Consider the following 23,465-nt stretch of genomic DNA (forward strand, 5'->3'; position numbering starts at 1 on the left):
AATAGATTTACCGTTTTCAATTGACAAACTTACTTGCCTTAATTCAAGGAGGATGATAAAATGTCTGATCTTTATTCCCGTCTTTCAAAAGATGATGCTGCCGTGCTTTTAGTTGACCATCAAACCGGCCTTATTTCCGGTCTCGTGCGTGACTATGGTGTTGATGAATTTAAAAACAATGTACTGGCTCTCGGTGATACGGCTAAATTCTTTGATTTACCGGTTATTTTAACAACGAGTTTTGAAAATGGGCCCAACGGACCGCTCATGCAAGAACTCGTTGATCTCTTTCCCGATGCGCCAAAAATAGCCCGTCCCGGACAAATTAATGCATGGGACAATGAAGACTTTGTTAAAGCCATTGAAGCGACTGGCAAAAAACAGCTGATTATCGCGGGGGTAGTAACAGACGTCTGCGTCGCTTTTCCTGCGCTTTCTGCCATTAAAGCAGGCTACGAAGTGTTTGTTGTGACAGATGCTTCGGGGACGTTTAATAAGCAAGTAGCAGATGCATCATTAACGCGTATGGCTCATGGCGGCGCGCAGCTTATGAACTGGTTCAGCGTAGCATGCGAGTTACAGCGTGATTGGCGCAACGACGTTGAAGGTTTTGGCGCATTAATCTCCAGTCATCTTCCCGGTTATCAAAACTTAATGGGAAGCTATATGGCGGCGCAGCGGGACCTTAGTACACAAAATGCATAAAAGGAGCGCTGATTGAATCAGCGCCCCTTTTTTAAATTCGAAGTATAGCAAGGCTCTTCATCTTCATGATTTAGATTTTGCGAAAATAGATGATCGGCAATCGCAAAGTCAATTGATCCTTTTCTGCTAAATGTACAGAAACAGGGAGTCAAATCCGCATCATGTGAGATTTCCATAGTTGTCTCATGGCAAGGGGTGTTTCACTTGCTCTTGATGCACTAATAGAAAATCTGGAAAGAGGGACTCCCAAAACGGTTACATCTGCAGCTTGAAAATCTATTTCATCTTCACCCCGGCCGGGAATGTATCTTACAGTGACGCCTTTAAGATGGCAAGTACGTCATCTTTGTTCAGTTTTTGGAAATTGCCGAATCCGCCGTATTCCATTTCTTTTGCGGCGATGTCTGCGATCAGCTCAAGCTTGTCTTCACCGATGTCATAATCCGCAAGGCGGGACGGTGCGCCGAGGCTTGTCCAGAACGCGGACAATTTATCGATCCCTTCAAGCGCAATTTCTTTATCCGTTTTGCCTTCAGTATCAATGTCAAACATGTTGAGCATCAGGTTTTTAAAACGGTCTACATTTGTATCCAGCGTGTATCTCATCCAGTTCGGGAACAGAATCGCAAGTCCTCCCGCGTGAGGGATGTCATAAACCGCTGATACGGCGTGCTCCATCGTATGGGAAGCCCAATCGCCGAAATAGCCCATTTGCAGCGTGCCGTTTAATGCGATCGTACCCGCGTATAAAATCGTTTCACGATGCTTATAGTTCTCAAGGTCTTCCAAAAGTTTCGGCGCTGTTTCAATTACCGTCTGAAGGACCGCAAAACACATTCTGTCCTGAAGCGGCGTGTTTTCAACATTGTGGAAGTATTGTTCAAATACGTGGCTCATCATATCCACCATGCCGTATACGGTTTGGTTTTCCGGAACGCTGAAAGTATTCTCAGGATCTAAAATGGAGAAACGCGGATGAGTGACATTGCTGCCCCATACGAATTTTTCGTTTGTTTCCCAATTTGTGATAACGGAATCAGGGTTCATTTCAGAGCCTGTCGCCGCAAGCGTCAGCACCGTGCCGAACGGGAGCGCGTCCTGCGCCGTTACTTTTTTGCTGTAAATGTCCCATGCGTCGCCGTCATATTTCGCACCGGCCGCAATCGCTTTTGTACAGTCGATGACACTTCCGCCGCCGACTGCGAGAAGGAAATCTATCTCATGCTTTCTGCACAGCTCAATTCCTTTATTTACCGTTTCCAGACGCGGGTTCGGTTCAACGCCCGCAAGCTCATGAACGGTTGCGCCTTCTTCTTTTAAGATGCCTGTTACTTGGTCATACAGGCCGTTACGCTTAATGCTGCCGCCTCCGTATACAAGCAGCACGTTTTTCCCGTATTGCTTCAGCTCTTTTTTCAATTGGTCGATTTGACCTTTTCCGAAAATCAGTTTCGTCGGATTGTAGTACGTAAAGTTCTCCATTTATCATGACCTCCAAAAAAATCGTAAGGGAATTACTATAACACAGAAAAAAAGGAGCTGCCAATCCGGCCGCCCCCTTTATGTTATTACAATGATGCTTTCAGTATCGCAAGCACGTCTTCTTTCTGCAGTGACTTGAACTGTCCGAATGCTCCGTTTGCCATCGCTTTATCTGCAATCGTATCCAGCTTCTCATCAGAAATATCATAATCAGCGAGTCTGTTCGGAGCACCGAGGCTCGTCCAGAAATCAGACAGCCTGCTGATTCCTTCAAGTGCGATCTCTTCATCTGATTTGCCTGTCTCGTCAATATCGAAGACACGGACGGCAAGCTGTTTAAAGCGGGCCGGATTTTCTTTGAGCACATGTCTCATCCAGTTCGGGAACAGAATCGCTAAACCTCCGGCGTGCGGTATATCGTAAACCGCTGATACCGCATGCTCGATGTTGTGTGTGGCCCAATCCCCTCTTGCGCCCATTGACAGCATTCCGTTTAATGCGATCGTGCCTGTATATAAAATCGTCTCACGAAGCTCGTAGTTCTCCAGATCATTGATCAGCTTCGGCGCTGTTTCAATCACCGTGCGCAGAAGCGATTCACACATCCGGTCCTGATACGGCGTGTTTGACGTGTGGTGGAAATATTGTTCAAACACATGGCTCATCATATCGACCATGCCGTAAATGGTGTGGTCTTTCGGAACGGTAAATGTGTTTACCGGATCGAGAATAGAGAATTTAGGGTAAACGAGCGGGCTCCCCCATCCGTATTTCTCTTGTGTCTCCCAGTTTGTGATGACTGATCCGGAGTTCATCTCTGAACCGGTCGCCGCAAGTGTCAGCACTGTTCCGAAAGGCAGCGCTTCTTTCGGCTGGTGTTTTTTCGTGACGATATCCCACGCGTCGCCGTCATATTTAGCGCCCGCCGCGATGGCTTTCGTGCAGTCAATGACACTTCCGCCGCCAACGGCCAATAAGAAATCGATGCTGTTTTCTTTACAGAGCGCAACACCTTTGTTCACCGTTGAGACACGCGGATTCGGCTCTACGCCTGCCAATTCATGTACGGTAACTTCCGCTTTTTTCAGCAGTTCGGTTACTTGATCATAAAGACCGCTGCGCTTAATGCTGCCTCCTCCGTATACGAGCAGCACGTTTTTTCCGTACGGTTTGATTTCTTCAGGAAGTTTTTCAACCTCTCCCTTTCCGAAAATCAATTTGGTCGGATTCCAATATGTAAAGTTTTGCATGACATCTCCTCCTTTGGATTTATATTATGCAGAAAGATGACGTTCAATGTAAAGCAATCCGCTTTTTTGACGGCGCATCACATGGTTTACAGACAGCGGCTTCCCGGGAAAGGCACTTGTACAGCTTGAAACAGTGTGTGATTTTCACGGCGGAGAATGTAGTATGCATAGATTCTTTGCTTTGTCACAATCTATAACTGTTTCACGAATTCATAGAGGAGGTTGTTTACATGAGTGTTATTCAGCGTATCTGTCTCGTATTAACGATTATCGGCGCTATTAACTGGGGACTGATCGGGTTTTTCCAATTTGATTTAGTAGCAGCCATCTTCGGCGGCCAAGGATCAGCTCTGTCGCGGATTATTTACGGCCTTGTCGGCATCGCCGGCCTGATCAATCTCGGCCTGCTGTTTAAGCCGAACGAAGAAACATCCCGCGAGGAAGCGGCAAATCCGGAAGTCAGATAAACATAAAAAAAGCACCGAACATACATATCCGGTGCTTTTTTTAATGATTATTTTTTGATAAGGTCTTTGCGGTTGGACTGTTCAATCCACTCTTCAAGCTTATCTTTCAATGTGTTGAAACCTTGCGGAGCAGAAGTTTCTTCAGAAGCTTGTGCCGCTTTCGGTTTTCTTGGTTTGCTTTCTTTTCTTTCAGGCGCCGCTTGAGTTGCACGGATAGAAAGGCTGATTTTGCCTTTTTCTTCGTCAACCGCAAGTACTTTTACTTGTACTTCGTCACCGATAGAAAGGTGTTCGTTAATGTCTTTTACGAAACCGTGAGTGACTTCAGAAATGTGAACAAGTCCTTGAGTTTCTTCATCTAATGCAACAAACGCACCATACGCTTGTAATCCTGTTACTTTACCAGTGTAAACACTGCCCACTTCAAATTTTGCTGCCATTCATAACAACTCCTAAGTTAAATTAAATACAGATTATACGCAATTTAAAATTATATCATACAAGTTTGTTTTTCGCAAAGAGAACTTTTTTACATAATCAAGTTTAAGCACAGATAAAGGAGGGTATACTATGATTACGAAGGCTTTCTAGTATTCCCCCCCTTTTATTTGGATGCGAACCGGGTTCGTATCTTTTTTTATGCCCTTTTTTCAACAAACCGTTTGATTCTGACGAGCGCTTCCTGAATCTGCTCAATGGATGTCGCATAGGAACATCTGATGTAGCCTTCGCCGCTCGGGCCGAATACATTCCCCGGAACGACGGCTACTTTTTCTTCAATGAGCAGCTGTTCCGCGAATTCTTCTGAACTCATGCCGGTCGACTGAATGGAAGGAAAGGCGTAAAATGCTCCGCCGGGGTGGTGGCAGCTGAGTCCGATTTCGTTCAATGTCTCCACAATCAGGTTTCGGCGTCTCCGATAGCTTTTCTTCATTCTTTCGACGTCTTCCTGGCCGTTTTTCAGCCCTTCAAGCGCCGCGTACTGAGCCATGGAAGGCGCGCACATCATCGCGTGCTGATGAATTTTGAGCATCGCATCCCTGATCACGGGAGGCGCCGCCGTAAATCCGAGTCTCCATCCCGTCATGGCAAATGCTTTGGAGAAGCCGGAAATAAGAACCGTGCGTTCCTTCATGCCGCGGATGGCCCCCATGCTCGTGAATGGCTCATCATACGTCAGCTCGGCATAAATTTCATCAGCAAGCACGATCAAGTCGTGTTTTTCAGCGAAAGCAGCGATGGATTCAAGCTCTTCTTTCGAATAGACGGAACCTGTCGGATTTGACGGCGAGCATAGAAGCAGCGCTTTTGTTTTGTCCGTCAGGGCCGCTTCAAAATCGGCTGGGGATGCTTTGAAACCTTTTGCAGCGACAGTCTGAATCGGCACCGGCTTCGCCCCCGTCAGGGTCACGAGTGATTCATATGCGACAAAACACGGTTCGGGAATTAACATTTCCTCTCCAGGATTCATAATGGCGCGGACAGCGAGATCAAGCGCCTGGCTTGCCCCTACAGTAACGATCAGTTCACTGTCAGGCGAATAACTCAGGCCGAACCGCTGATCTAAATAGCGGCTGATTTCTTCTCTCAGTTCATAAAGACCCGCATTTGCGGTATAAGCCGTATAACCCTGTTCTAAAGAAAGAATACTCGCTTCCCTCACGTTCCAGGCCGTCACAAAGTCAGGCTCTCCCACTCCCAGTGAAATGACGCCTTCCATCGTAGCGGCCAGATCAAAGAATTTGCGGATGCCTGACGGTTTAATCTGCTGCACGTAGTCAGATAAATAAGAAGTCTTCGTTTCCATTTACGGAGACACCACGATTCTTTTGTCATCGTCTCCGCTTTCAAAGACTTTGCCGTCATGCTTATATTTTTTCAGGATGAAGTGCGTTGTCGTGGAAACGACAGACTCAAGGGTGGACAATTTTTCAGACACGAAGCTTGCCACGTCTGACATCGTGTTGCCGCGAATAACGACGGATAAGTCATACACCCCTGACATCAGGTACACTGATTCAACTTCCTGGAATCTGTATATCCGCTCAGCGACTTCATCAAAGCCGACATTTCGTTTCGGAGTGACTTTTACGTCAATCATCGCCGTGACGCCTTCCAAACCGTCGACTTTGCGCCAGTCGATCATCGCCGCATAATCAATGATGACTTTTTCCTTTTCAAGCTTTTCAATGATGCTTTTGACTTCTTCAGCGGGAATGTTTGCCATTTTCGCAATCGTTTCCGCATCAACGCGGCTGTTTTCGTCTAAAATTTCTAATATTTCTGTTTCTTTTTCGGTCAGCTTCATACGTTTCACACCTTTGCATTATCAAAAATCTTCATGACATTATATCACGATTTTCGACAAATGCTAAGAAAAACCCGAAAGAAACCAGAGCTAAAATCTGACAATCAAAAAAGCCTTTACATTACAACAAAGAAAGGACGGCGAAGGCTCTCATGGAAGCTGTTTCACCGATTAAACGGGCCGCGATAGACGGAGTTGAGCTGTATTACGAGCATTATGAAAATCCCGGCAGACAGACACTCGTCTGTGTACACGGTTTTTTATCTTCGGCATTCAGCTTCAGAAAACTGATCCCGCTGCTCAGAAACCATTATGATATTATCGCCGTTGACCTGCCTCCTTTCGGGCAATCGGAAAAGTCACGGACATTCGTATATACTTACGCAAACCTCGCCAAGCTTCTGATCGGACTTCTGGAAAAGCTCGGTATCAGCCGGGCCGCACTCATCGGCCATTCAATGGGCGGCCAGATTTCCTTATCCGCGTCTCTTCTCAGACCCGAGCTTTTTTCTAAAATCGTCCTGCTGTGCAGCTCGGGGTATTTAAAGCGCTCGCACCCGTCGATTATATTCGGGACGCATCTCCCTTGTTTTGACCTGTATCTTAAGTATTGGCTTTCAAAAGACGGCGTGCTGAACAACCTGTTAAATGTCGTTCACGACCGGACGCTTATCGATCAGGAAATGATTGACGGTTACGAAAAACCATTTACAGACCGCCAGATTTTCAAAGCGATGACAAGGTTTATCAGACATAGGGAGGGCGATTTAGAGCCCGAGGATTTGAAGAAAGTGCAAAACCCCGCTCTTTTAATCTGGGGAGAAGAAGACCGTGTCGTTCCGGTCTCAGTCGGAAAACGGCTTCATGACGACCTGCCGGATTCCATTCTGTATTCACTCAAGGATACGGGGCACCTCGTACCCGAAGAGCGCCCGGAGTTTGTTTCGGAGCGGATTTTTGAATTTATTCAATAAAAAAACCGGCGGAACCGCCGGTTTTTAAGGGGTGCAGGAGCTGCTTTCTTTTATGAACAGAAGCTGCTCGGCGGCCTTTTGGCAGCCTTCGATCGGAAGCTTTCGCTCAAATGAAGCTTCAAAGATATCCTGAATGGCTGCTGCCAGCTTGTCGGCACGGTCTTCACTGTAGACGGCCTGAACGATATCGACGGCTTCTGTCTCATAAAAATCTTCTCCATATTTAAACGGGTCCCACTTGGCAATGATTTTCATCATTTCCATGACCGCTTGGCTTTCTTCCATTTTCATCACCGCTTATAATAAAGTTTGCAATTCTATTTTATCATAGATACGCTGTGCAAAATAATGATACTACAGGAGTGACATACATGAACTTTGATCTTCGAGAAAACCGTCTTGGCACACAATCGGTGAAATGGGACAAGGCGGAAGCGTTATTCGGCGTATCGGATGCGCTTCCGATGTGGGTTGCCGATATGGATTTCCGCGCTCCCGAAGCGGTCACTGACGCCTTAAAAGCCCGCCTTGACCACGGCATATTCGGTTATACGTCTCCTGACGAAAACACAAGAGAAGCCGTCGCTTCATGGCTTGAGACGCGGCACGGCTACCGGCCCGATCCCGCAAGCATCGCGTTCAGTCCCGGTGTTGTCACGGCAATCAGCATGGCCGTACAAGCCTTTACCGAACCGGGCGATCCGGTGTTGATTCAATCACCGGTGTATACGCCTTTTTATCAGATGATCAAGGAAAACAAACGGCAGGTTTTACATAACCCGTTACGGGAAGAAAACGGCGTCTACTGTATGGATTTTGAGGATCTTGAGAAAAAGCTGAACGATTCTGAGGTCAAGCTGATGATTCTTTGTAATCCCCACAATCCGTCCGGCAGAGCGTGGAGCCGGGATGAGCTTATGAAGCTCGGATCGCTGTGCGCCGCCCATAACGTTACCGTCGTTTCTGACGAGATACATTCCGACTTGATGCTGTACGGAAAGCCGCATACGCCTTTCGCTTCTCTGTCTGAGGAGTTTGCGCGGATTTCCGTTACTTGTGTCGCGCCGAGCAAGACGTTTAATATTGCCGGCATTCAGGCATCCGCCATTATCATTCCCGATCGGTATAAGCGGGCGAAATTCTCCGCCGCATTGCATCAGAACGGAATTTCCAGCCTCAACACATTTGCGGTTGCAGCAATCGAAGCGGCCTATACAAAGGGAGGCCCTTGGCTTGACGCGCTGATTCCTTACATTGAAGGGAATATGAAATTGGCTGAGGACTTTTTAAGAAAAGAATTGCCGAAAGTCCGCATGATGAAGCCTGACGCTTCCTATTTGATCTGGATGGATTTCAGCGAATACGGATTTTCGGATGCCGAGCTCAAAGAAAGAATGCTCAAAAAAGGGAAAATCATATTAGAGCCGGGAACAAAATACGGACCGGGCGGCGAAGGATTTATGAGACTTAATGTCGGCTGTTCAGCCGCCGCCGTAAAAGAAGGGCTTGAGAGAATGAAAGCAGCGCTCGCTTAGCAGCGGAAAGAACGCCTTTATCAGATGAGATAAGGGCGTTCGCTTTAGAGAAATATATACTTTTTTTTCCGGTAAAGATGTTATAATAGATTCATATTTACATAGGAAAGGATTTCGCATAAATGGAGATTGTAAAGGATTACCTGCTTCACTTCTCTTTTATTTTATTCCCTATTTTTCTTTATCAAGTCTTCTGGCTCAGCAAGCCCGATTTGCTTGTGCCGAGAGCGAACCGCCTGCTGGTCGCCGTATTTGCAGCGTCATCTTCCTTATTATGTACGGCTTTTCCCATCCAGGAGCTTCATTCCGTCCGTTACGGTTTGCAGCTGATTCCCATTATCGTCTGCCTGCTTTATTCCGGTACCGCCGCAGGACTTGCCGCAGGGGCGGCATCCGTTTTTTTTCAGCTCATATGGTTTGAACCTTCCGCTCTTTTTTTCTTATCCTTAATTCCTTTTTTAATCATCATCCCTATCCAGCTCCAAACGAAATGGCCTTTTTTTTCAAAGCGGAAGAAACTGCTTTTCGCTCTTCTCATCGGCTGCACTGAAACCGCCTTATTAACCGCATCTGTCTTCATCTATTCCGCGACCAATATTTTCAATTTTCAAAATCTATCTTCCGTTTATTATGAGGCGGCAGTATCCGTTTTTTTTCAAGTCAGCGCCCTTTTGCTGTGCATTTATTTGATTGAGATCATTGATGAGAATGCGTCCATGCGGGCAAGGCTGATTCACTCAGAAAAAATGGCCGTCGTCAGCGAGCTTGCGGCAAGCGTCGCCCATGAAGTCCGCAATCCGCTTACGGTCGTCAGAGGTTTTGTGCAGCTGCTGTTCAGCGGCGAGCAGCTTCAGGACAAATCCCACTCCGGATATCAGAAACTTGTGCTGTCCGAACTCGACCGGGCTCAGACGATCATTACGAATTATCTCGATATGGCGAAGCAGGATGACTATGAAAAAGAAAAGTTTGATATTTCTCTGCTCGTAAAGGAAACAGGTTCCTTAATGGAGTCTTATGCCAATTTTAAATCGGTGACCGTGACTGTTCAAAGCGAACCTGATTTATATGTGTTCGGCGATGTAAAAAAACTGAAACAGGCCTTCATTAATCTGATTAAAAACAGTATTGAAGCCGTGCCCTCTGAAAACGGCCGAATCGAGGTCTCCGTCCAAAAACAGGAAGAGATGATTCTCATTCAGATTACGGATAACGGAATCGGCATGTCCGATGAAGAACTGCAGAAACTCGGCAAGCCGTATTATACGCTGAAAACGAACGGCACCGGGCTCGGGCTTACCGTGACATTCTCGATTATTCAGCATCATGAAGGCTCCGTCTGTTTCACCAGCGGCGAGCACTCGGGCACAACGGCCTCAGTCAGGCTTCCGGCAGCTGTTCACTAGCCAACCGCGTTGATCTCTTATAGAATAACTAGAGAGAGGTGAACGCTATGAATACGTTTGACATCGGCACAATCGTAAAAGGGTTTTATAAAACAGGAGCATACATAGGGGAAGTGACAGACGTCAGGCCCAATCACTATTTAGTGAAAATTAAAGCCGTTCTGACGCATCCCGCTCAAGGAGATCTTCATCATCCGAAGCAGGCGGATGTTCCGTTTTTTCATGAAAGAAGAGCGCTTGCATTCGGGGAACAGACAAACATACCGCATCAGATGGTCAAACCGTTTGATGGCGAGGTGCCTGATTATACGGCTTCCTTACAAGCGGCGTCTGCCCGGCTGAAAGATCAGCTTACAGCGGACGGCTCAGAATGGGCGGAACGTTCGCTCGACAACTTGGCCGCGTTAGAGCGTGACTATTTTAAAAGAACTTGACCCAGTCGGCATGATTGGGTTTTTTTATGTGGCCCGGCGAAACAGTTCAGTCAGATCGACGCGATCACCGATCGTCGGAGGTTTCGGTTTTTCAAGATATTGTTTATCCCGCTCGACAAGCTTGAATAATTTGTATGTCGTCCGCGCATCATCCAGCGCTTTATGATGCGTGCCCGTCCCTTTATCGCCATACTCTTCTGCCGCTTTCCAAAGGCCGGTCAATGTTCTGTCGCCGAAGAAGTTTTTGTATTCAAGGGACAGATCCCGAAGTTCTCCTTTGAACGGAAAAGGGATGTGGTTAAACATGCAATTTTGCTTTAACACTTTCATATCCATATTGCCCCAGGTGACGATCGTGCAGTTTTTATCAGGATCAAGCTCATTTAATTTGCGGATGAATTCATTAAACGTGATTCCGCCGTCCACGTCTTTTTGGGTGATGTTCAGAAAGGTTTTGCATCGTTTCGTCAGCTTCGGAAATTTTTTCGGTTTGATATAACTCGAAAACGTTTCAGTCACTTCATCATTCACTGTCTTGACAATCCCCGCTTCAATAATCTCGGGAAAGAAATTTTGCGGGCTGTATTTTCCGTCAGGCATTGTAAATTCAAAATCAATAATGAGCAGACTGCGCTGATCCACTTTTTTTACACCTGCCTTTCCTCCGATCAAAAATGATATTTTATGATAGTATATCAGTTTCCCCTCTGAAACTTTCTTCATTTTCTAAAAATAATGAATTTTCCTATATCCGCATCGAAAATACAAATACCGGATTCATTCCTATATACTAATGATTAGATACACGAAAAGTAAAGAAGGTGATGTTATTTCTGTCCGTAAGAAGAACTTCGTCGTCATTTGGATTACAAATTTCTTTATTTCCGCCAGCATGACCATGATTGTTCCGTTTCTTTCGTTATATATCGAAACGATCAGCCCCCATTCGGGCGGGTATGTGCAGAGATGGAGCGGGTATGTGTTCGGCGTCACGTTTTTAATGGCGTTTGTGATTTCCCCGTTTTGGGGCAGATTCGGCGATAAGCGCGGCTACAAAAAAATTCTCTTGATTACAGGAACCGGCATTGCCGTCAGCATTTTATTGATGGGGTTTGTGACATCCGTTTATCAGCTGTTTGTCCTGCGGATGCTTATGGGTCTAGTAACAGGCTTTGTTCCGACGTCGCTTGCCATGATTTCGGCGCAGACGCCGAAAGAGACTGCCGGGAAGACGCTCGGCACGCTGCAGATGGGGCAGGTGTCAGGCACTTTATTCGGACCGATGCTGGGCGGGCTGCTCGCTGACAGCTTCGGGTTTACGTACACGTTTTTTATTACGTCTTTTGTCATTTTCGCATCGGTGCTTCTCGTTTTATTTCAGGTGAATGAGCAGCCGCTCGGCGAGAAACAAAACAAGCGGAAAACCTATTCCAGAAAACAGGTGCTCTCTTATATTTTTCACCAGCCCGCGCTTTGGGCGATGATGGTGCTTACTATGATCGTGCAGACCGGCAATTTCAGCATCCAGCCGCTGCTCGCTTTATATGTCAATGAGCTGCACGGACCTGTTAATTTAGCCTTTTTCTCCGGTATGGCGTTTTCAGCGACCGGACTCGGAAGCTTACTGCTTGCCCGGAAATGGGGGGACTTCGGCGACCGCTTCGGCCACAGCCGGATCTTAATCGTGCTTTTGATTGCCTCAGCGGTGTTTTTCATTCCGCAGGCGCTCGCCTCCTCCCTCTCCATTCTGTTAGTCTTCAGATTTCTGTTCGGCATGGTCATGGGCGGCACGCTCCCCTGCATTACGGCCGCAATCCGCGTCAGGGCGCCGGGCAGCATCCAGGGAGAGGTGCTCGGCTATAACGTCAGCTTTCGTTTTCTCGGAAATGTGCTCGGCCCTCTGCTCGGAGGTGCGGTCTCAAGCGGTTTTTCCATTTCGGCTGCTTTCTACGTCACCGCCTTTCTCTTTTTAATAGGCGCGGGGCTCTTATGGATGGCGGGACATCTGCAAAAGGATACAGCGTCAAATGCGGGCTGACCGGCAGCGATCACGATTTCTTCTAAATTTAACCTTCTCGTATTCTTAAAAGAATGATACGATATGGCTAGAAATCAGGAGAAAAGAGAGTGACCATGGTACGTAAAATAATCGGATGGATTTTGCTGCTCGGCATTATCCCGTTGTGTGCATTTACAGTTATTGCTTCCGGCAAAGAGGTAAAACAAATCAAGCCTTTTGATCAGGTGCTCGATAAACATATTGATTTAAAAGCGATCAACCTGGTTCAAAACAGTTACATGTATGACAGGGACGGAAGCCTTGTTTCTGAGATTGTCAGCGATCATGAGAACCGCGTGATCGTGCCCTTTAATAAAATACCGAATGAGGTAAAACAACTGTTTTTAACCTCTGAAGACCGTCATTTTTATGAGCATAAAGGGTTTGACTTTATGGGGATGGTCAGGGCGGCCGCCTCCAATTTCAAAGATCATAAAATTGATCAGGGCGCCAGCACCATCACCCAGCAGCTGGCAAGGAATGTGTATTTAAGCCATGAACGCACCTTCAGCCGAAAACTGACGGAGCTGGCCTATTCCTATCAGCTTGAGAAAAAATACAGCAAAGATGAGATTTTAGAAGGCTACTTAAATACGATTTATTTTAATAACGGCGTATACGGTGTCGGTTCGGCGGCACAATTTTATTTCAGCAAGCCGCTGAAATCTCTCACTTTGGGAGAAATGGCCTTTATCTGCGCCATCCCTAATAACCCTACATTATATGATCCTCTCAAGCATTTTGATTATACGAAAAAACGACAAGTCAGATTGCTTAACGGATTAAAAAAAGCAGGTGTTATATCCGGGAAACAGCTGAAAAAAGCCGAAAAGGAAAAGATCAAGCTTGATATAAACGAAAAAACAAATAAATATCCTGACTATGTTTCCTATGTAAATGATGAATTCACACAGCTTGTTTCATCATCCGAAGGCTATGACAAACGTCTTGAAAAAGCTTCCGGAAAGGCGAAACAAAAAATACAGAGTGAGCTTTCAGACAGAGTCAGCACATTGTTAAAAGACGGCGTGAAGATTTATACGGCGCTGAATCCGTATATGCAAAACCAGGTCGTCGCCCAAGTGAATCAAAATCTGCCGTATGCAGGCGTCCAAGGCGGAGCGGCCGTGATTAATCATCAGACACATCAGATTATCGCGCTTTCAGGCGGGAAAGATTACCATAAATATGATTTCAACCGTGCCTATCAGGCATACAGACAGCCCGGTTCATCCATTAAGCCGCTGCTTGATTACGGACCTTACATTGAAAAGACCGGCGCAACGCCACACAGCAAGATTGACGCAAGCAAATTCTGCAGTGCGGATTACTGCCCGCAAAACTACAATAACCGCACGTACGGTACGGTCACGCTGGAAACGGCGTTTAAATACTCGTACAACACACCGGCCATCAGAATCATGGACCGCGTCGGCGTCAATAAGGCGTTCAGCTACCTTGAACCGTTTCATTTCGCGAAGCTGGTCAGCGCGGATTACCGTCTGCCTGCGGCGCTTGGCGGTTTTACAAACGGCATGACTCCGCTTGAAATGACCAATGCGTACACCACGTTCGGCAACAACGGCGTTTATACGCCGAGCCATGCGATTACAAAAGTGACTGATTTAAAAGGAAAAACGATATTAAAATGGAAAGATGAGCCGACGCAGGTATTCAGCGTGCGGACCAACATGCAGATCAAAGAAATGATGAAAGCCGTCGTCAAGAGCGGTACAGGAAAAAAAGCGAACTTTAAAGCCCCGTACGTCGGCGGAAAATCAGGAACGTCAAATGACTATCACGATATGTGGTTTGTCGGCCTGACGGACGCTTATACGATGGGGGTATGGGTCGGCAAGGATACACCGTCAAGCGTCGAATATCTTCATGACGCAAGCCCTCAGCTTTCGATCTGGAAAAACACGCTGCAGGCAGCTTATTAAAGATAACGGAGGGGATCCGCTTTGAAACCAGCTCAGCTTCCGGACCGCGTTCTTTTGTTTGACGGCGTCTGCAACTTATGCAGCGGCGCCGTTCAATTCATCATTAAACGCGATCCGGCCGGCAAAATCTCATTTGCATCATTGCAATCAGATACCGCCCGGGAGCTTTTGGCATCAGAAGGACTTCCGACAGAACAATTTGACAGCATGATTTTTATCGAAAACGGGCGGATATACAAAAAATCCGCAGCCGTGTTAAAGGTTTCCCGTCATCTCCGCGGAGCCTGGCGGCTGTCAGCGGTTTTTTTCGCAGTGCCCCGCCCCCTCAGGGACAGAGCCTATTCTTTCATCGCCCGGCGCCGCTACAAATGGTTCGGAAAAAGGGAAGCATGCATGCTCCCCTCCCCTGAGATCAAAAACAGATTTCTGTCTTAACAAAAATGGCTAGCTTACACAGGTAAGCTAGCCATTATGCTATTATAAAGCTTGATAAAGATGTACAAAATACCGATAACAAAAGTAAACCAAAACAGAATCTCAAGCAATATAAAACCGATCAGCGAAACGATCGAGAGTGTCGAATAGATTCTGTACACCATGAAAATCAAATAAACGAGCGTAACAACGGCAAATAACGCCGCAATCCAAAAACCATTCTGCACGAGCGCAAAGGAAAGAATTCCTCCGCCTACATAAATTAAAGAGCCTAATCTGATTTTTTTCAGATTGTCCCCTTCAGGGTCATTTGTGAAAAACAAAAGAGACAGCTCTGTCACTGTGTTTGCAATCAGCTTCAAAGCCGAAAAAAGCATAAAATACACAAGGGCGAACGCTGCAAAAAGCGCCAGTCTGATCCCTTTCTCAGAGAAATAATCCAGCATCCCCTGATACATGCCGAGCGTCTGAAGTATCTTCATGACATAAAGCGAGGTAGAAATGGATAATGACGAACTAAAAAGCAGAATCGCAACGAGCGGAAAATAACCCGTCCAATAAGTATTTTTCATATAAAAAGTCCCTTTCTGTAATCTACCTCACTTATTATGGAGGACTTAAAACACATTGACAAGATAAAAAATACCATTTTTCCTCACTTTTACGAAATAAGGGCCTGATCTTCACAAACCGGCTTTTTCGGAGTAAAGTAGAACGCGGGAATGATAAACGTAAGGAAGGCTGTTATGAAAAAAACATTAAAATTGCAAACCCGATTAACGATATTCGTCTGTATTGTCGTCCTTATCGCACTTTGTATCACCTTTTTCACGATCAGCGTCCAAACAGCAGACCGCGTGAAAGAAGAAGAACGGACGACCGCGCTGCGCACCGCAAAGCTGGTCGCGGAAACACCGAGTGTCGCGCAGGCATTGCAAACAAGAAAAGGGCTGAAAGAGCTCCGGGATTATACATTAGACGTCCAGCATACGACAGGAACCGAATTTGTCGTGGTGATGGATATGAACAGCATCCGCCTCACCCACCCCGACGCAAATAAAATCGGGAAGAAATTCACCGGCGGAGATGAACAGCCGGCGATGCACGGGCATATCAAAACGAGCACATCAGCGGGAACTCTCGGAAAATCCATGAGAGCCTTCGTACCGATCTATGGAAAAGATAAAAAACAAGTGGGCGTCGTTTCGGTCGGAATTTCGCTTAACAAAATACAGGATGTCGTCAGCCACAGTTTGAGACCGCTTTATTTCATCATCTGCGTAAGTATTTTTGTCGGCGTCATCGGAGCCGTCATTGTCGCCCGCACCGTCAAAAACATTATGTACGGTCTTGAGCCTTATGAGATCGCCACCCTCCTCGAAGAGCGGAGCGCCATGCTCGAATCAACGAAGGAAGGCATCCTGGCGGTTGACGCGCGTGGAAAAATCAAGCTCGCCAATGCGGAAGCGAAACGGCTTTTTATTAAAATGGGTATTCCGACTAACCCGGTCGATCAAGATGTGAACGATATTCTCCCGAAAAGCCGGCTGAAACAAGTGATTGAAACGAAAAAACCGCTTCAGGACAGGGATATCCGCATTAACGGGCTTGAGCTGGTCTTTAATGAGGTTCCGATTCATCTGAAAGGACAAACCGTCGGAGCGATCGCCACGTTCAGGGACAAAACGGAGGTCAAACATTTAGCAGAACAGCTGTCCGGTGTTAAAATGTATGCAAACGCATTAAGAGCCCAGTCTCATGAATTCATGAATAAGCTTCATGTCATTTTAGGGCTTGTCCAGTTAAAAGAATACGATGATCTCGGCACTTACATTAAAGACATTGCCATTCAGCAGAAGACGGAAACAAGCGAGATTATAAGTGATGTCAAAAGTCCGGTTCTCGCAGGGTTTCTTCTAGGAAAACAAAGCTACATACGCGAACAGGGCGCTGATCTGGACATTCAGCTCGGCAGCCTGATCCCGAATGCGGCAGATCCGGCCGTCATCCATGAGCTCATTACGATTATCGGAAACCTGTTAAACAACGCGCTCGATGCGGTGGCGCAGATGCCGAAAAAAAACATTACGTGCTCGATGCGGTTTCAGGATCGCCAGCTTGATATAGAGATTACGGACACGGGAGCCGGAATGTCTGCGGCAGACCAAGCCCGTATTTTTGAACAAGGTTATTCCACGAAAGGGACAAACCGGGGGTTCGGCCTCTATTTCACCCAGCAGGCAACAGAAAATTTAAAAGGCCATATGATTGTGACAAGTGAAAAGAATGAAGGAACGACTTTCAGTCTTCGCATTCCGTATGAACCGAAGGAGGAAAATGATGATTAATGTACTCATAGTTGAAGACGACCCCATGGTGGGTGAATTAAATAAACGCTATCTCAGCCAGATTGAAGGATTTCAGCTGAAAGGGATCGCATCATCCTTTCAAAGCGCGCTGCACGTGCTGAGCGAGCATCATATCGATCTCATCCTTCTTGACATTTACATGCCGGGAAAAAACGGGCTTGAGCTATTAACGGAAATCCGCAAACAAAATGAATCGGTTGATGTCATCGTCATTTCGGCCGCAAGCGAGCTGGACGTCATCAAAAAAACGCTTCGGTACGGCGCCGTCGATTATTTAATCAAACCATTTGAATTTGACCGCTTTCAAACCGCTCTTTCCGACTACAGACGCAAGCAGAAAGTTTATCAATCACACAGAAGCATGACACAGAAAGAATTGGATGCCGAGCTTTTTCAAAAGAAAGAAGCGGCGGAAAAGGTTCACCTTCCGAAGGGATTGACAAAAAGCACGCTTAAACTCATCTGGGCGAGCATTGAGTCTTTCGGTGACGGCTCTTTTACCACGGAAGATCTCGCCAAGCATACTGAAATCTCGCAAGTCTCCATCCGGAAATACCTTAAATTTCTGGAAGACATACAAGTGCTGAATGTAGAGATGGCGTACGGCACAATCGGAAGGCCCGTCTTCCAATATCATATCAACACCGGCAATGTCAGCAGCATCAAACAATATTTATAATGTCAAAAAGCGCCGTTCCGCTGTGAACGGTGCTTTTTTACTGTCATATCCCGTGACAAAAGGCTTGAGATTCCTTTTTTGTATGCTATATAAGGATAATGACCCGGCTGATCCTCCTCTGTTTTATCCAGATGAGGAAGCCGATTCATAAAATTGATATTTTTTAAAAAATAAGCAAATTTCTATTTATTTATGGCGGGTAAAATGATAAATTATGATTGGTTAGCAGATCTTTTCAGATAAGTCATAAGTCCCGAACCCGGAAGAGACAGCCGCTCAAGGCGGGAAAAAGAGAGACGTCTCATCATTATTATCAGAAAGTTTTTTCGATTCTGCATCCGGTACGGGGACTCAAGTCTGAATTGAACGGCACAGCCATATTTTACAGGGGGGTTATATCTTTGAAAAAACGCAAAATCGGAATGGCGATGGCGCTCATCGCGGCGGCCGGAACCATATTAAGCGCATGCGGTTCAAGTGACAAAGCAAACGGCTCCGGCAGTAAAAACTTTACCGTCGGCATGGTAACGGATATCGGCGGCGTCGATGACAAATCATTTAACCAGTCCGCCTGGGAAGGTATTCAGGCATTCGGAAAAGACAACGGGCTTACAAAAGGCAAAAGCGGTTTTGACTATCTTCAATCAAAATCAGATGCAGATTATACAACGAACTTAAATAAATTAGCGCGGGAACACTTTGACCTGATTTACGGCGTCGGGTATCTGATGCAGGATTCCATCAGCGAAATCGCCGATCAGCGCAAAGACACAAATTTTGCGATCATTGACGCCGTTGTCAAAAAAGACAACGTGGCGAGCCTTACATTTAAAGAGCAGGAAGGTTCATTCCTCGTGGGAGCGGCCGCTGCGCTATCGAGCAAAACGGGAAAAGTCGGATTCGTGGGCGGAATGGAGTCTGAATTGATCAAAAAATTCGAAATCGGCTTCCGTGCGGGTGTACAAGCCGCAAATCCGAAAGCGACCGTCGAAGTGAAATATGCGGGCGGATTTGACAAAGCCGATGTCGGTAAGGCGACGGCTGAAAGCATGTACAAATCAGGCGTTGACGTCATTTATCACGCGGCCGGCGCAACGGGAACGGGCGTCTTCACAGAAGCGAAAAATCTAAAAAAAGAAGATCCGAAGCGGAACGTATGGGTCATCGGAGTTGATAAAGACCAGTACGCGGAAGGTCAAGTCAAAGGCACAAAAGACAATGTCACTCTCACATCAATGGTCAAAAAAGTGGATACAGCCGTGGAGGACTTAACGAAAAAAGCGAGTGACGGCAAATTCCCGGGCGGCAAAACATTAACATACGGTTTGGCGCAAGATGCAGTCGGCATCTCGGATCACAAGGAGAACCTTTCTGACGATGTCATCAAAGCAACAGACGATTGGAAGAAGAAAATCGCGGACGGACTCGAGATCCCTTCAACTGAAAAAGAATTGAAATCCTTCAAGGCTGAGTAAGAATCAGGGGATAAGGAGACTTCCGTGCTTATCCCCTCTCTTTTATGAAAAGAGCGGTGAAGGAAAAGCTGCATCTCTTGCAGCTTTTCTTTTGCCAAGCGCTTTCTCATCAAAGTATCTCTGAAAAGGAGCGTCAAATCGGTGGATTATATCATTGAAATGCTTAATATACGCAAGGAGTTTCCCGGAATCGTCGCCAATGATGACGTCACGCTTCAAGTGAAAAAAGGCGAAATACACGCCCTTCTCGGTGAAAACGGCGCCGGAAAATCGACACTCATGAACGTTTTATTCGGCCTGTATCAGCCGGAAAAAGGCGAGATCCGGGTGCGGGGCGAACGCGTTCACATCAACAGCCCGAACAAAGCCAACGATCTCGGCATCGGGATGGTGCACCAGCATTTTATGCTTGTGGATACCTTTACCGTCTCAGAAAATATCATTCTCGGAAAAGAGCCGAAAACTTTCGGCCGAATTGACAGACAGCGCGCCGCCCGGGACGTGCGCGATTTATCCGACCGTTACGGCCTGCACATTGATCCTGAAGCCAAAGTTGCCGATATTTCAGTCGGTATGCAGCAGCGGGCGGAAATATTAAAGACCCTCTACAGGGGCGCCGACATTCTCATTTTTGACGAGCCGACCGCGGTACTGACCCCGCACGAAATTCAAGAACTGATTCAGATTATGAAAAATCTTGTCAATGAAGGAAAATCAATTATCCTCATCACCCACAAATTAAAAGAGATTATGGAAGTCTGCGACCGTGTCACCATCATCCGGAAAGGAAAAGGCATTACAACACTCGATGTCGCACATACGGATCAAGATGAACTGGCAAGCCTTATGGTCGGACGCGAAGTGTCATTCAAGACGGATAAACAAGCGGCCGATCCGAAACAAGAAGTGCTTTCACTTTCTGATGTAACGGTTAAAGACGCGCGCGGCGTTGAGGCGGTCAAACAGCTCTCCCTCTCAGTCAGAGCCGGTGAAATCGTCGGCATTGCGGGCGTTGACGGAAACGGCCAGTCTGAATTAATTGAAGCCATTACAGGTCTCAGAAAAACGAATGCCGGCACGATCACGTTAAACGGCAAACAGCTGCAAAACATGCCGCCCAGGAAAGTCACTGAAGCCGGCATCGGGCATATTCCGCAGGACAGGCATAAACACGGGCTCGTCCTTGATTTTCCGATCGGAGAAAATATCGTGCTCCAAAGTTATTACCAAAAGCCCTACTCTTCTTTCGGCATATTAAATAAACACACGATTTATGACAAAGCGCGAAGCCTGATTGAAGAATACGACGTCAGAACACCTGATGAATATACGCCTGCGCGCGCTCTCTCCGGGGGGAATCAGCAAAAGGCCATTATCGGCCGGGAAGTGGACAGAAATCCGGATCTTTTAATTGCGGCCCAGCCGACGCGGGGACTCGATGTCGGCGCGATTGAATTCGTCCATAAAAAGATCATTGAGCAGCGTGACGCCGGTAAAGCGGTGCTTCTGTTATCTTTTGAACTTGATGAAATAATGAATCTCAGCGATCGCATCGCCGTCATCTTTGAAGGCAGCATCATCGCAAACGTCAATCCGCTTGAAACAAACGAGCAGGAGCTCGGACTTTTAATGGCGGGAAGTAAGCAAATGGAGGCGGGGAAAACACATGATTAATCGACTTTCTCATCTGGCTGTGCCGCTGATTGCGATCATCCTTGGATTAGCTGCGGGTGCGGTCATCATGCTCGCCAGCGGCTACAATGTCGTAAGCGGGTATTCGGCTCTTTGGAGCGGCATTTTCGGTGAAGTGTATTACATCGGGGAATCGATCCGGCAGATTACGCCATATATTTTGTCCGGATTGGCCGTGGCATTCGCATTTCGGACCGGCCTGTTTAATATCGGGGTTGAAGGACAGCTCCTTGTCGGCTGGACCGCCGCGGTGTGGGTCGGCGCTTCCTTTGACGCCCCCGCTTACATCCACCTTCCGCTTTCGTTATTGGCGGCTGCGGCTGCGGGCGGCATTTGGGGCCTGATTCCCGGATTTTTAAAAGCCCGTTTTTTTGTCCACGAAGTGATTGTCACGATCATGATGAATTATATCGCTCTTCATTTAACCAATTATCTCATTTCCGATGTCATGACGGACCACCGGGACAAAACAGACAAAATTCATGAAAGCGCGTCGCTCCGCTCGCCGTTTTTAGAGCAGCTGACAGATTACTCCCGCCTTCACTGGGGCATTCTGATCGCTCTGTTTGCGGCAGTCCTCATGTGGTTTATCATTCATAAAACAAAAAGCGGATTTGAATTCCGGGCTGTCGGCTTTAACCAGCACGCCGCACAATACGCCGGAATGAGCGTCAGAAAAAATATGATGTACGCCATGATGATTTCCGGCGCCTTCGCGGGGCTTGCCGGCGCGATGGAAGGACTCGGAACCTTTCAATACGCGGCGGTTAAGGGCGCCTTTACCGGCGTCGGCTTCGACGGCATTGCGGTTGCGCTTCTCGGCGGCAGCACGGCAATCGGCGTTGTTCTGGCGGCATGTCTTCTCGGCGGCCTTAAAGTCGGGGCATTAAATATGCCGATTGAATCCGGGGTGCCTTCTGAAGTCGTTGACATCGTCATCGCCATTATTATTTTGTTTGTGGCATCAAGCTACGCCATCCGTCTCATCCTTGATAAATTGAAGAAAAAGGGGGCGAAGTAAGTGGACTTCCTGCAGATTTTATCCATTATTGTCCCGGCAACACTCGTATATGCGGCTCCGCTTATTTTAACTGCTCTCGGCGGCGTGTTTTCTGAAAGATCGGGAGTTGTCAACATCGGTCTTGAAGGACTGATGATTATCGGCGCCTTTACAAGCGTCATGTTCAACTTATTTTTCGGACGCGAGCTTGGCGCCGCCGCTCCGTGGCTCGCCTTGGCTGCGGCTATGATTGCCGGCGGACTGTTCTCACTGATTCACGCGGCCGCCGCGGTTTCTTTCCGCGCCGATCAGACGGTAACCGGTGTGGCGATCAATATGCTCGCGTTAGGAGCGACACTGTTTATCGTCAAGCTGATCTACGGAAAGGCGCAGACTGATAAAATCCCGGAGCCCTTTTACAAAACGAACATTCCCGGGTTAAGCGATATTCCGGTTTTAGGAAAGATTTTCTTTTCCGACGTATATTATACGTCGATTTTAGCCATCGTACTGGCCTTTGTTTCCTGGTTTATTTTATTCAAAACGCCGTTCGGCCTCCGCATCCGTTCTGTCGGGGAACATCCGATGGCGGCCGATACGATGGGAATCAACGTGTTCGGCATGCGCTATATCGGCGTCATGATCAGCGGGCTGTTCGGCGGGCTCGGCGGCGGTGTATATGCTTCCACGATCGCGCTTGATTTCACGCACTCCACCATTTCCGGACAAGGCTTTATCGCTCTCGCCGCGCTGGTTTTCGGCAAATGGCATCCGATCGGCGCGCTCGGGGCGGCGCTGTTCTTCGGATTTGCGCAGAGTTTGAGCATTATCGGCTCGCTTTTGCCCCTGTTCAAAGACATTCCGAATGTATACATGCTGATGGCTCCTTACATTCTGACCATTCTCGCGCTTGCCGGCTTTATCGGCCGCGCGGATGCCCCTAAAGCCAACGGCATCCCTTACATTAAAGGAAAACGCTGATTGCCACAAAAAAGAGTTCCGCACCCTGGTGCCGGAACTCTTTTCATCTATATACGATTCTGATATACTCACGCGGCTGAAACGGCGTTTGCATTGATTCAGCCGCACTCAGCTTGTCTTCTGCGTATTCCGCACCGAGAAAAAAACGCTCCCAATTATCTGCCTCCGTCTGCTGCCGCGTTTTGCAGAAATCGTCCGCTATGAATGTTCCTGCAATAATAGAACAAAATATTCCAATACAGGCCGCCGCCTTTCTCTTCATCTGACCAGC

Annotated in this window: 24 protein-coding genes; 15 read left to right on the forward strand and 9 right to left on the reverse strand. The window is 47.2% G+C overall.

Translation table 11 applies throughout. The features are described 5' to 3' along the window. Positions 1-60: 60 nt before the first annotated feature. Positions 61-705, forward strand: a complete 645-nt coding sequence (ycaC, locus tag JNUCC21_RS16455; protein ID WP_076424446.1) for an isochorismate family cysteine hydrolase YcaC — start codon at positions 61-63, stop codon at positions 703-705. Between the two features lie 309 nt (positions 706-1,014). On the opposite strand, the gene JNUCC21_RS16460 is transcribed toward ycaC, so the two are convergent. After that, entirely contained in the window at positions 1,015-2,187 is a 1,173-nt protein-coding gene (locus tag JNUCC21_RS16460) for an iron-containing alcohol dehydrogenase (protein ID WP_007408651.1), read from the reverse strand. An 86-nt stretch (positions 2,188-2,273) separates the two neighbouring features. Next, complete coding sequence (locus tag JNUCC21_RS16465) at positions 2,274-3,437, reverse strand: iron-containing alcohol dehydrogenase (protein ID WP_052827779.1); 1,164 nt, start codon at positions 3,435-3,437, stop codon at positions 2,274-2,276. Positions 3,438-3,667: 230 nt separating this feature from the next. Between JNUCC21_RS16465 and JNUCC21_RS16470 the strand changes: the two genes are divergently transcribed. Beyond that, positions 3,668-3,904 carry a DUF378 domain-containing protein gene (locus tag JNUCC21_RS16470; RefSeq protein WP_003152104.1) on the forward strand — a complete coding sequence of 79 codons (237 nt, stop codon included), beginning with the start codon at positions 3,668-3,670 and terminating at the stop codon, positions 3,902-3,904. 47 nt (positions 3,905-3,951) lie between these two features. Here JNUCC21_RS16470 and yugI read toward each other — a convergent pair whose 3' ends face one another. The 3 genes from yugI to JNUCC21_RS16485 form a co-directional block, all read right to left on the reverse strand. Next, positions 3,952-4,344 carry a S1 domain-containing post-transcriptional regulator GSP13 gene (gene yugI / locus JNUCC21_RS16475; RefSeq protein ID WP_007408653.1) on the reverse strand — a complete coding sequence of 131 codons (393 nt, stop codon included), beginning with the start codon at positions 4,342-4,344 and terminating at the stop codon, positions 3,952-3,954. 197 nt (positions 4,345-4,541) lie between these two features. Continuing rightward, complete coding sequence (locus JNUCC21_RS16480) at positions 4,542-5,711, reverse strand: aminotransferase (RefSeq protein ID WP_220007491.1); 1,170 nt, start codon at positions 5,709-5,711, stop codon at positions 4,542-4,544. Then, positions 5,712-6,212 carry an Lrp/AsnC family transcriptional regulator gene (locus JNUCC21_RS16485; protein ID WP_003152098.1) on the reverse strand — a complete coding sequence of 167 codons (501 nt, stop codon included), beginning with the start codon at positions 6,210-6,212 and terminating at the stop codon, positions 5,712-5,714. A gap of 152 nt (positions 6,213-6,364) precedes the next feature. Here JNUCC21_RS16485 and JNUCC21_RS16490 point away from each other — a divergent pair, with 152 nt between their 5' ends. Further along, entirely contained in the window at positions 6,365-7,186 is an 822-nt protein-coding gene (locus tag JNUCC21_RS16490) for an alpha/beta fold hydrolase (RefSeq protein ID WP_007408654.1), read from the forward strand. Between the two features lie 24 nt (positions 7,187-7,210). Here JNUCC21_RS16490 and JNUCC21_RS16495 read toward each other — a convergent pair whose 3' ends face one another. Beyond that, positions 7,211-7,471: a DUF1871 family protein gene (locus tag JNUCC21_RS16495; protein ID WP_015418093.1), complete on the reverse strand. Its 261-nt coding sequence runs from the start codon at positions 7,469-7,471 to the stop codon at positions 7,211-7,213. 86 nt (positions 7,472-7,557) lie between these two features. Here JNUCC21_RS16495 and JNUCC21_RS16500 point away from each other — a divergent pair, with 86 nt between their 5' ends. The 3 genes from JNUCC21_RS16500 to JNUCC21_RS16510 all read left to right on the forward strand — a co-directional run bounded on the left by JNUCC21_RS16500 (position 7,558) and on the right by JNUCC21_RS16510 (position 10,561). Further along, entirely contained in the window at positions 7,558-8,721 is a 1,164-nt protein-coding gene (locus tag JNUCC21_RS16500; protein ID WP_015240471.1) for a MalY/PatB family protein, read from the forward strand. A 122-nt stretch (positions 8,722-8,843) separates the two neighbouring features. Next, on the forward strand, positions 8,844-10,127 hold the full coding sequence (locus JNUCC21_RS16505; RefSeq protein WP_040238948.1) for a HAMP domain-containing sensor histidine kinase: 1,284 nt from the start codon (positions 8,844-8,846) through the stop codon (positions 10,125-10,127). A 47-nt stretch (positions 10,128-10,174) separates the two neighbouring features. Then, positions 10,175-10,561: a kinase-associated lipoprotein B gene (locus tag JNUCC21_RS16510; RefSeq protein ID WP_007408657.1), complete on the forward strand. Its 387-nt coding sequence runs from the start codon at positions 10,175-10,177 to the stop codon at positions 10,559-10,561. 24 nt (positions 10,562-10,585) lie between these two features. On the opposite strand, the gene kapD is transcribed toward JNUCC21_RS16510, so the two are convergent. Next, positions 10,586-11,203 carry a 3'-5' exonuclease KapD gene (kapD, locus tag JNUCC21_RS16515; RefSeq protein ID WP_003152084.1) on the reverse strand — a complete coding sequence of 206 codons (618 nt, stop codon included), beginning with the start codon at positions 11,201-11,203 and terminating at the stop codon, positions 10,586-10,588. A 151-nt stretch (positions 11,204-11,354) separates the two neighbouring features. Here kapD and JNUCC21_RS16520 point away from each other — a divergent pair, with 151 nt between their 5' ends. The 3 genes from JNUCC21_RS16520 (at position 11,355) to JNUCC21_RS16530 (ending at position 14,998) form a co-directional block, all read left to right on the forward strand. Then, positions 11,355-12,599, forward strand: a complete 1,245-nt coding sequence (locus tag JNUCC21_RS16520; protein ID WP_369878337.1) for a multidrug efflux MFS transporter — start codon at positions 11,355-11,357, stop codon at positions 12,597-12,599. A gap of 89 nt (positions 12,600-12,688) precedes the next feature. Continuing rightward, positions 12,689-14,563 carry a transglycosylase domain-containing protein gene (locus JNUCC21_RS16525; protein WP_012118304.1) on the forward strand — a complete coding sequence of 625 codons (1,875 nt, stop codon included), beginning with the start codon at positions 12,689-12,691 and terminating at the stop codon, positions 14,561-14,563. Positions 14,564-14,584: 21 nt separating this feature from the next. Then, positions 14,585-14,998, forward strand: coding sequence for a thiol-disulfide oxidoreductase DCC family protein (locus tag JNUCC21_RS16530; RefSeq protein ID WP_014305710.1), 414 nt, complete (start codon positions 14,585-14,587; stop codon positions 14,996-14,998). A gap of 14 nt (positions 14,999-15,012) precedes the next feature. On the opposite strand, the gene JNUCC21_RS16535 is transcribed toward JNUCC21_RS16530, so the two are convergent. After that, complete coding sequence (locus JNUCC21_RS16535; RefSeq protein ID WP_007408662.1) at positions 15,013-15,570, reverse strand: YufK family protein; 558 nt, start codon at positions 15,568-15,570, stop codon at positions 15,013-15,015. A gap of 174 nt (positions 15,571-15,744) precedes the next feature. Between JNUCC21_RS16535 and malK the strand changes: the two genes are divergently transcribed. From malK to nupQ, 6 genes are all read left to right on the forward strand, one after another. Then, positions 15,745-17,346 (forward strand): malate sensor histidine kinase MalK, encoded by a 1,602-nt coding sequence (gene malK / locus JNUCC21_RS16540; protein ID WP_029326022.1) that lies wholly within the window; start codon positions 15,745-15,747, stop codon positions 17,344-17,346. Beyond that, on the forward strand, positions 17,339-18,046 hold the full coding sequence (locus tag JNUCC21_RS16545; RefSeq protein WP_003152077.1) for a response regulator: 708 nt from the start codon (positions 17,339-17,341) through the stop codon (positions 18,044-18,046). Before malK ends, JNUCC21_RS16545 begins: the two co-directional genes overlap by 8 nt. Positions 18,047-18,447: 401 nt before the next feature. After that, positions 18,448-19,521: a BMP family protein gene (locus tag JNUCC21_RS16550; RefSeq protein ID WP_007408665.1), complete on the forward strand. Its 1,074-nt coding sequence runs from the start codon at positions 18,448-18,450 to the stop codon at positions 19,519-19,521. A 141-nt stretch (positions 19,522-19,662) separates the two neighbouring features. Further along, complete coding sequence (locus JNUCC21_RS16555; protein ID WP_150941365.1) at positions 19,663-21,195, forward strand: ABC transporter ATP-binding protein; 1,533 nt, start codon at positions 19,663-19,665, stop codon at positions 21,193-21,195. Continuing rightward, positions 21,188-22,234: an ABC transporter permease gene (locus tag JNUCC21_RS16560; RefSeq protein ID WP_012118308.1), complete on the forward strand. Its 1,047-nt coding sequence runs from the start codon at positions 21,188-21,190 to the stop codon at positions 22,232-22,234. Before JNUCC21_RS16555 ends, JNUCC21_RS16560 begins: the two co-directional genes overlap by 8 nt. Further along, the gene (nupQ, locus tag JNUCC21_RS16565) at positions 22,235-23,194 is read left to right on the forward strand and encodes a guanosine ABC transporter permease NupQ (RefSeq protein WP_003152071.1); all 960 of its coding nucleotides are present in this window, start codon (positions 22,235-22,237) and stop codon (positions 23,192-23,194) included. Between the two features lie 43 nt (positions 23,195-23,237). Here nupQ and JNUCC21_RS16570 read toward each other — a convergent pair whose 3' ends face one another. After that, complete coding sequence (locus JNUCC21_RS16570) at positions 23,238-23,456, reverse strand: hypothetical protein (RefSeq protein ID WP_007408668.1); 219 nt, start codon at positions 23,454-23,456, stop codon at positions 23,238-23,240. Positions 23,457-23,465 lie beyond the last annotated feature (9 nt).

Source organism: Bacillus sp. JNUCC-21 (assembly GCF_041222765.1).
Lineage (GTDB): Bacteria > Bacillota > Bacilli > Bacillales > Bacillaceae > Bacillus > Bacillus velezensis.

Coding starts and splice junctions, on each gene's coding strand:
- JNUCC21_RS16520 (WP_369878337.1), top strand. CDS start 11,355: ATGATTAGATACACGAAAAGTAAAGAAGGTGATGTTATTTCTGTCCGT.
- JNUCC21_RS16560 (WP_012118308.1), top strand. CDS start 21,188: ATGATTAATCGACTTTCTCATCTGGCTGTGCCGCTGATTGCGATCATC.
- JNUCC21_RS16495 (WP_015418093.1), bottom strand. CDS start 7,471: ATGGAAGAAAGCCAAGCGGTCATGGAAATGATGAAAATCATTGCCAAG.
- JNUCC21_RS16480 (WP_220007491.1), bottom strand. CDS start 5,711: ATGGAAACGAAGACTTCTTATTTATCTGACTACGTGCAGCAGATTAAA.
- JNUCC21_RS16490 (WP_007408654.1), top strand. CDS start 6,365: ATGGAAGCTGTTTCACCGATTAAACGGGCCGCGATAGACGGAGTTGAG.
- ycaC (WP_076424446.1), top strand. CDS start 61: ATGTCTGATCTTTATTCCCGTCTTTCAAAAGATGATGCTGCCGTGCTT.
- JNUCC21_RS16570 (WP_007408668.1), bottom strand. CDS start 23,456: ATGAAGAGAAAGGCGGCGGCCTGTATTGGAATATTTTGTTCTATTATT.
- JNUCC21_RS16510 (WP_007408657.1), top strand. CDS start 10,175: ATGAATACGTTTGACATCGGCACAATCGTAAAAGGGTTTTATAAAACA.
- JNUCC21_RS16535 (WP_007408662.1), bottom strand. CDS start 15,570: ATGAAAAATACTTATTGGACGGGTTATTTTCCGCTCGTTGCGATTCTG.
- JNUCC21_RS16545 (WP_003152077.1), top strand. CDS start 17,339: ATGATTAATGTACTCATAGTTGAAGACGACCCCATGGTGGGTGAATTA.
- yugI (WP_007408653.1), bottom strand. CDS start 4,344: ATGGCAGCAAAATTTGAAGTGGGCAGTGTTTACACTGGTAAAGTAACA.
- JNUCC21_RS16470 (WP_003152104.1), top strand. CDS start 3,668: ATGAGTGTTATTCAGCGTATCTGTCTCGTATTAACGATTATCGGCGCT.
- JNUCC21_RS16485 (WP_003152098.1), bottom strand. CDS start 6,212: ATGAAGCTGACCGAAAAAGAAACAGAAATATTAGAAATTTTAGACGAA.
- JNUCC21_RS16505 (WP_040238948.1), top strand. CDS start 8,844: ATGGAGATTGTAAAGGATTACCTGCTTCACTTCTCTTTTATTTTATTC.
- JNUCC21_RS16465 (WP_052827779.1), bottom strand. CDS start 3,437: ATGCAAAACTTTACATATTGGAATCCGACCAAATTGATTTTCGGAAAG.
- malK (WP_029326022.1), top strand. CDS start 15,745: ATGAAAAAAACATTAAAATTGCAAACCCGATTAACGATATTCGTCTGT.
- JNUCC21_RS16460 (WP_007408651.1), bottom strand. CDS start 2,187: ATGGAGAACTTTACGTACTACAATCCGACGAAACTGATTTTCGGAAAA.
- JNUCC21_RS16500 (WP_015240471.1), top strand. CDS start 7,558: ATGAACTTTGATCTTCGAGAAAACCGTCTTGGCACACAATCGGTGAAA.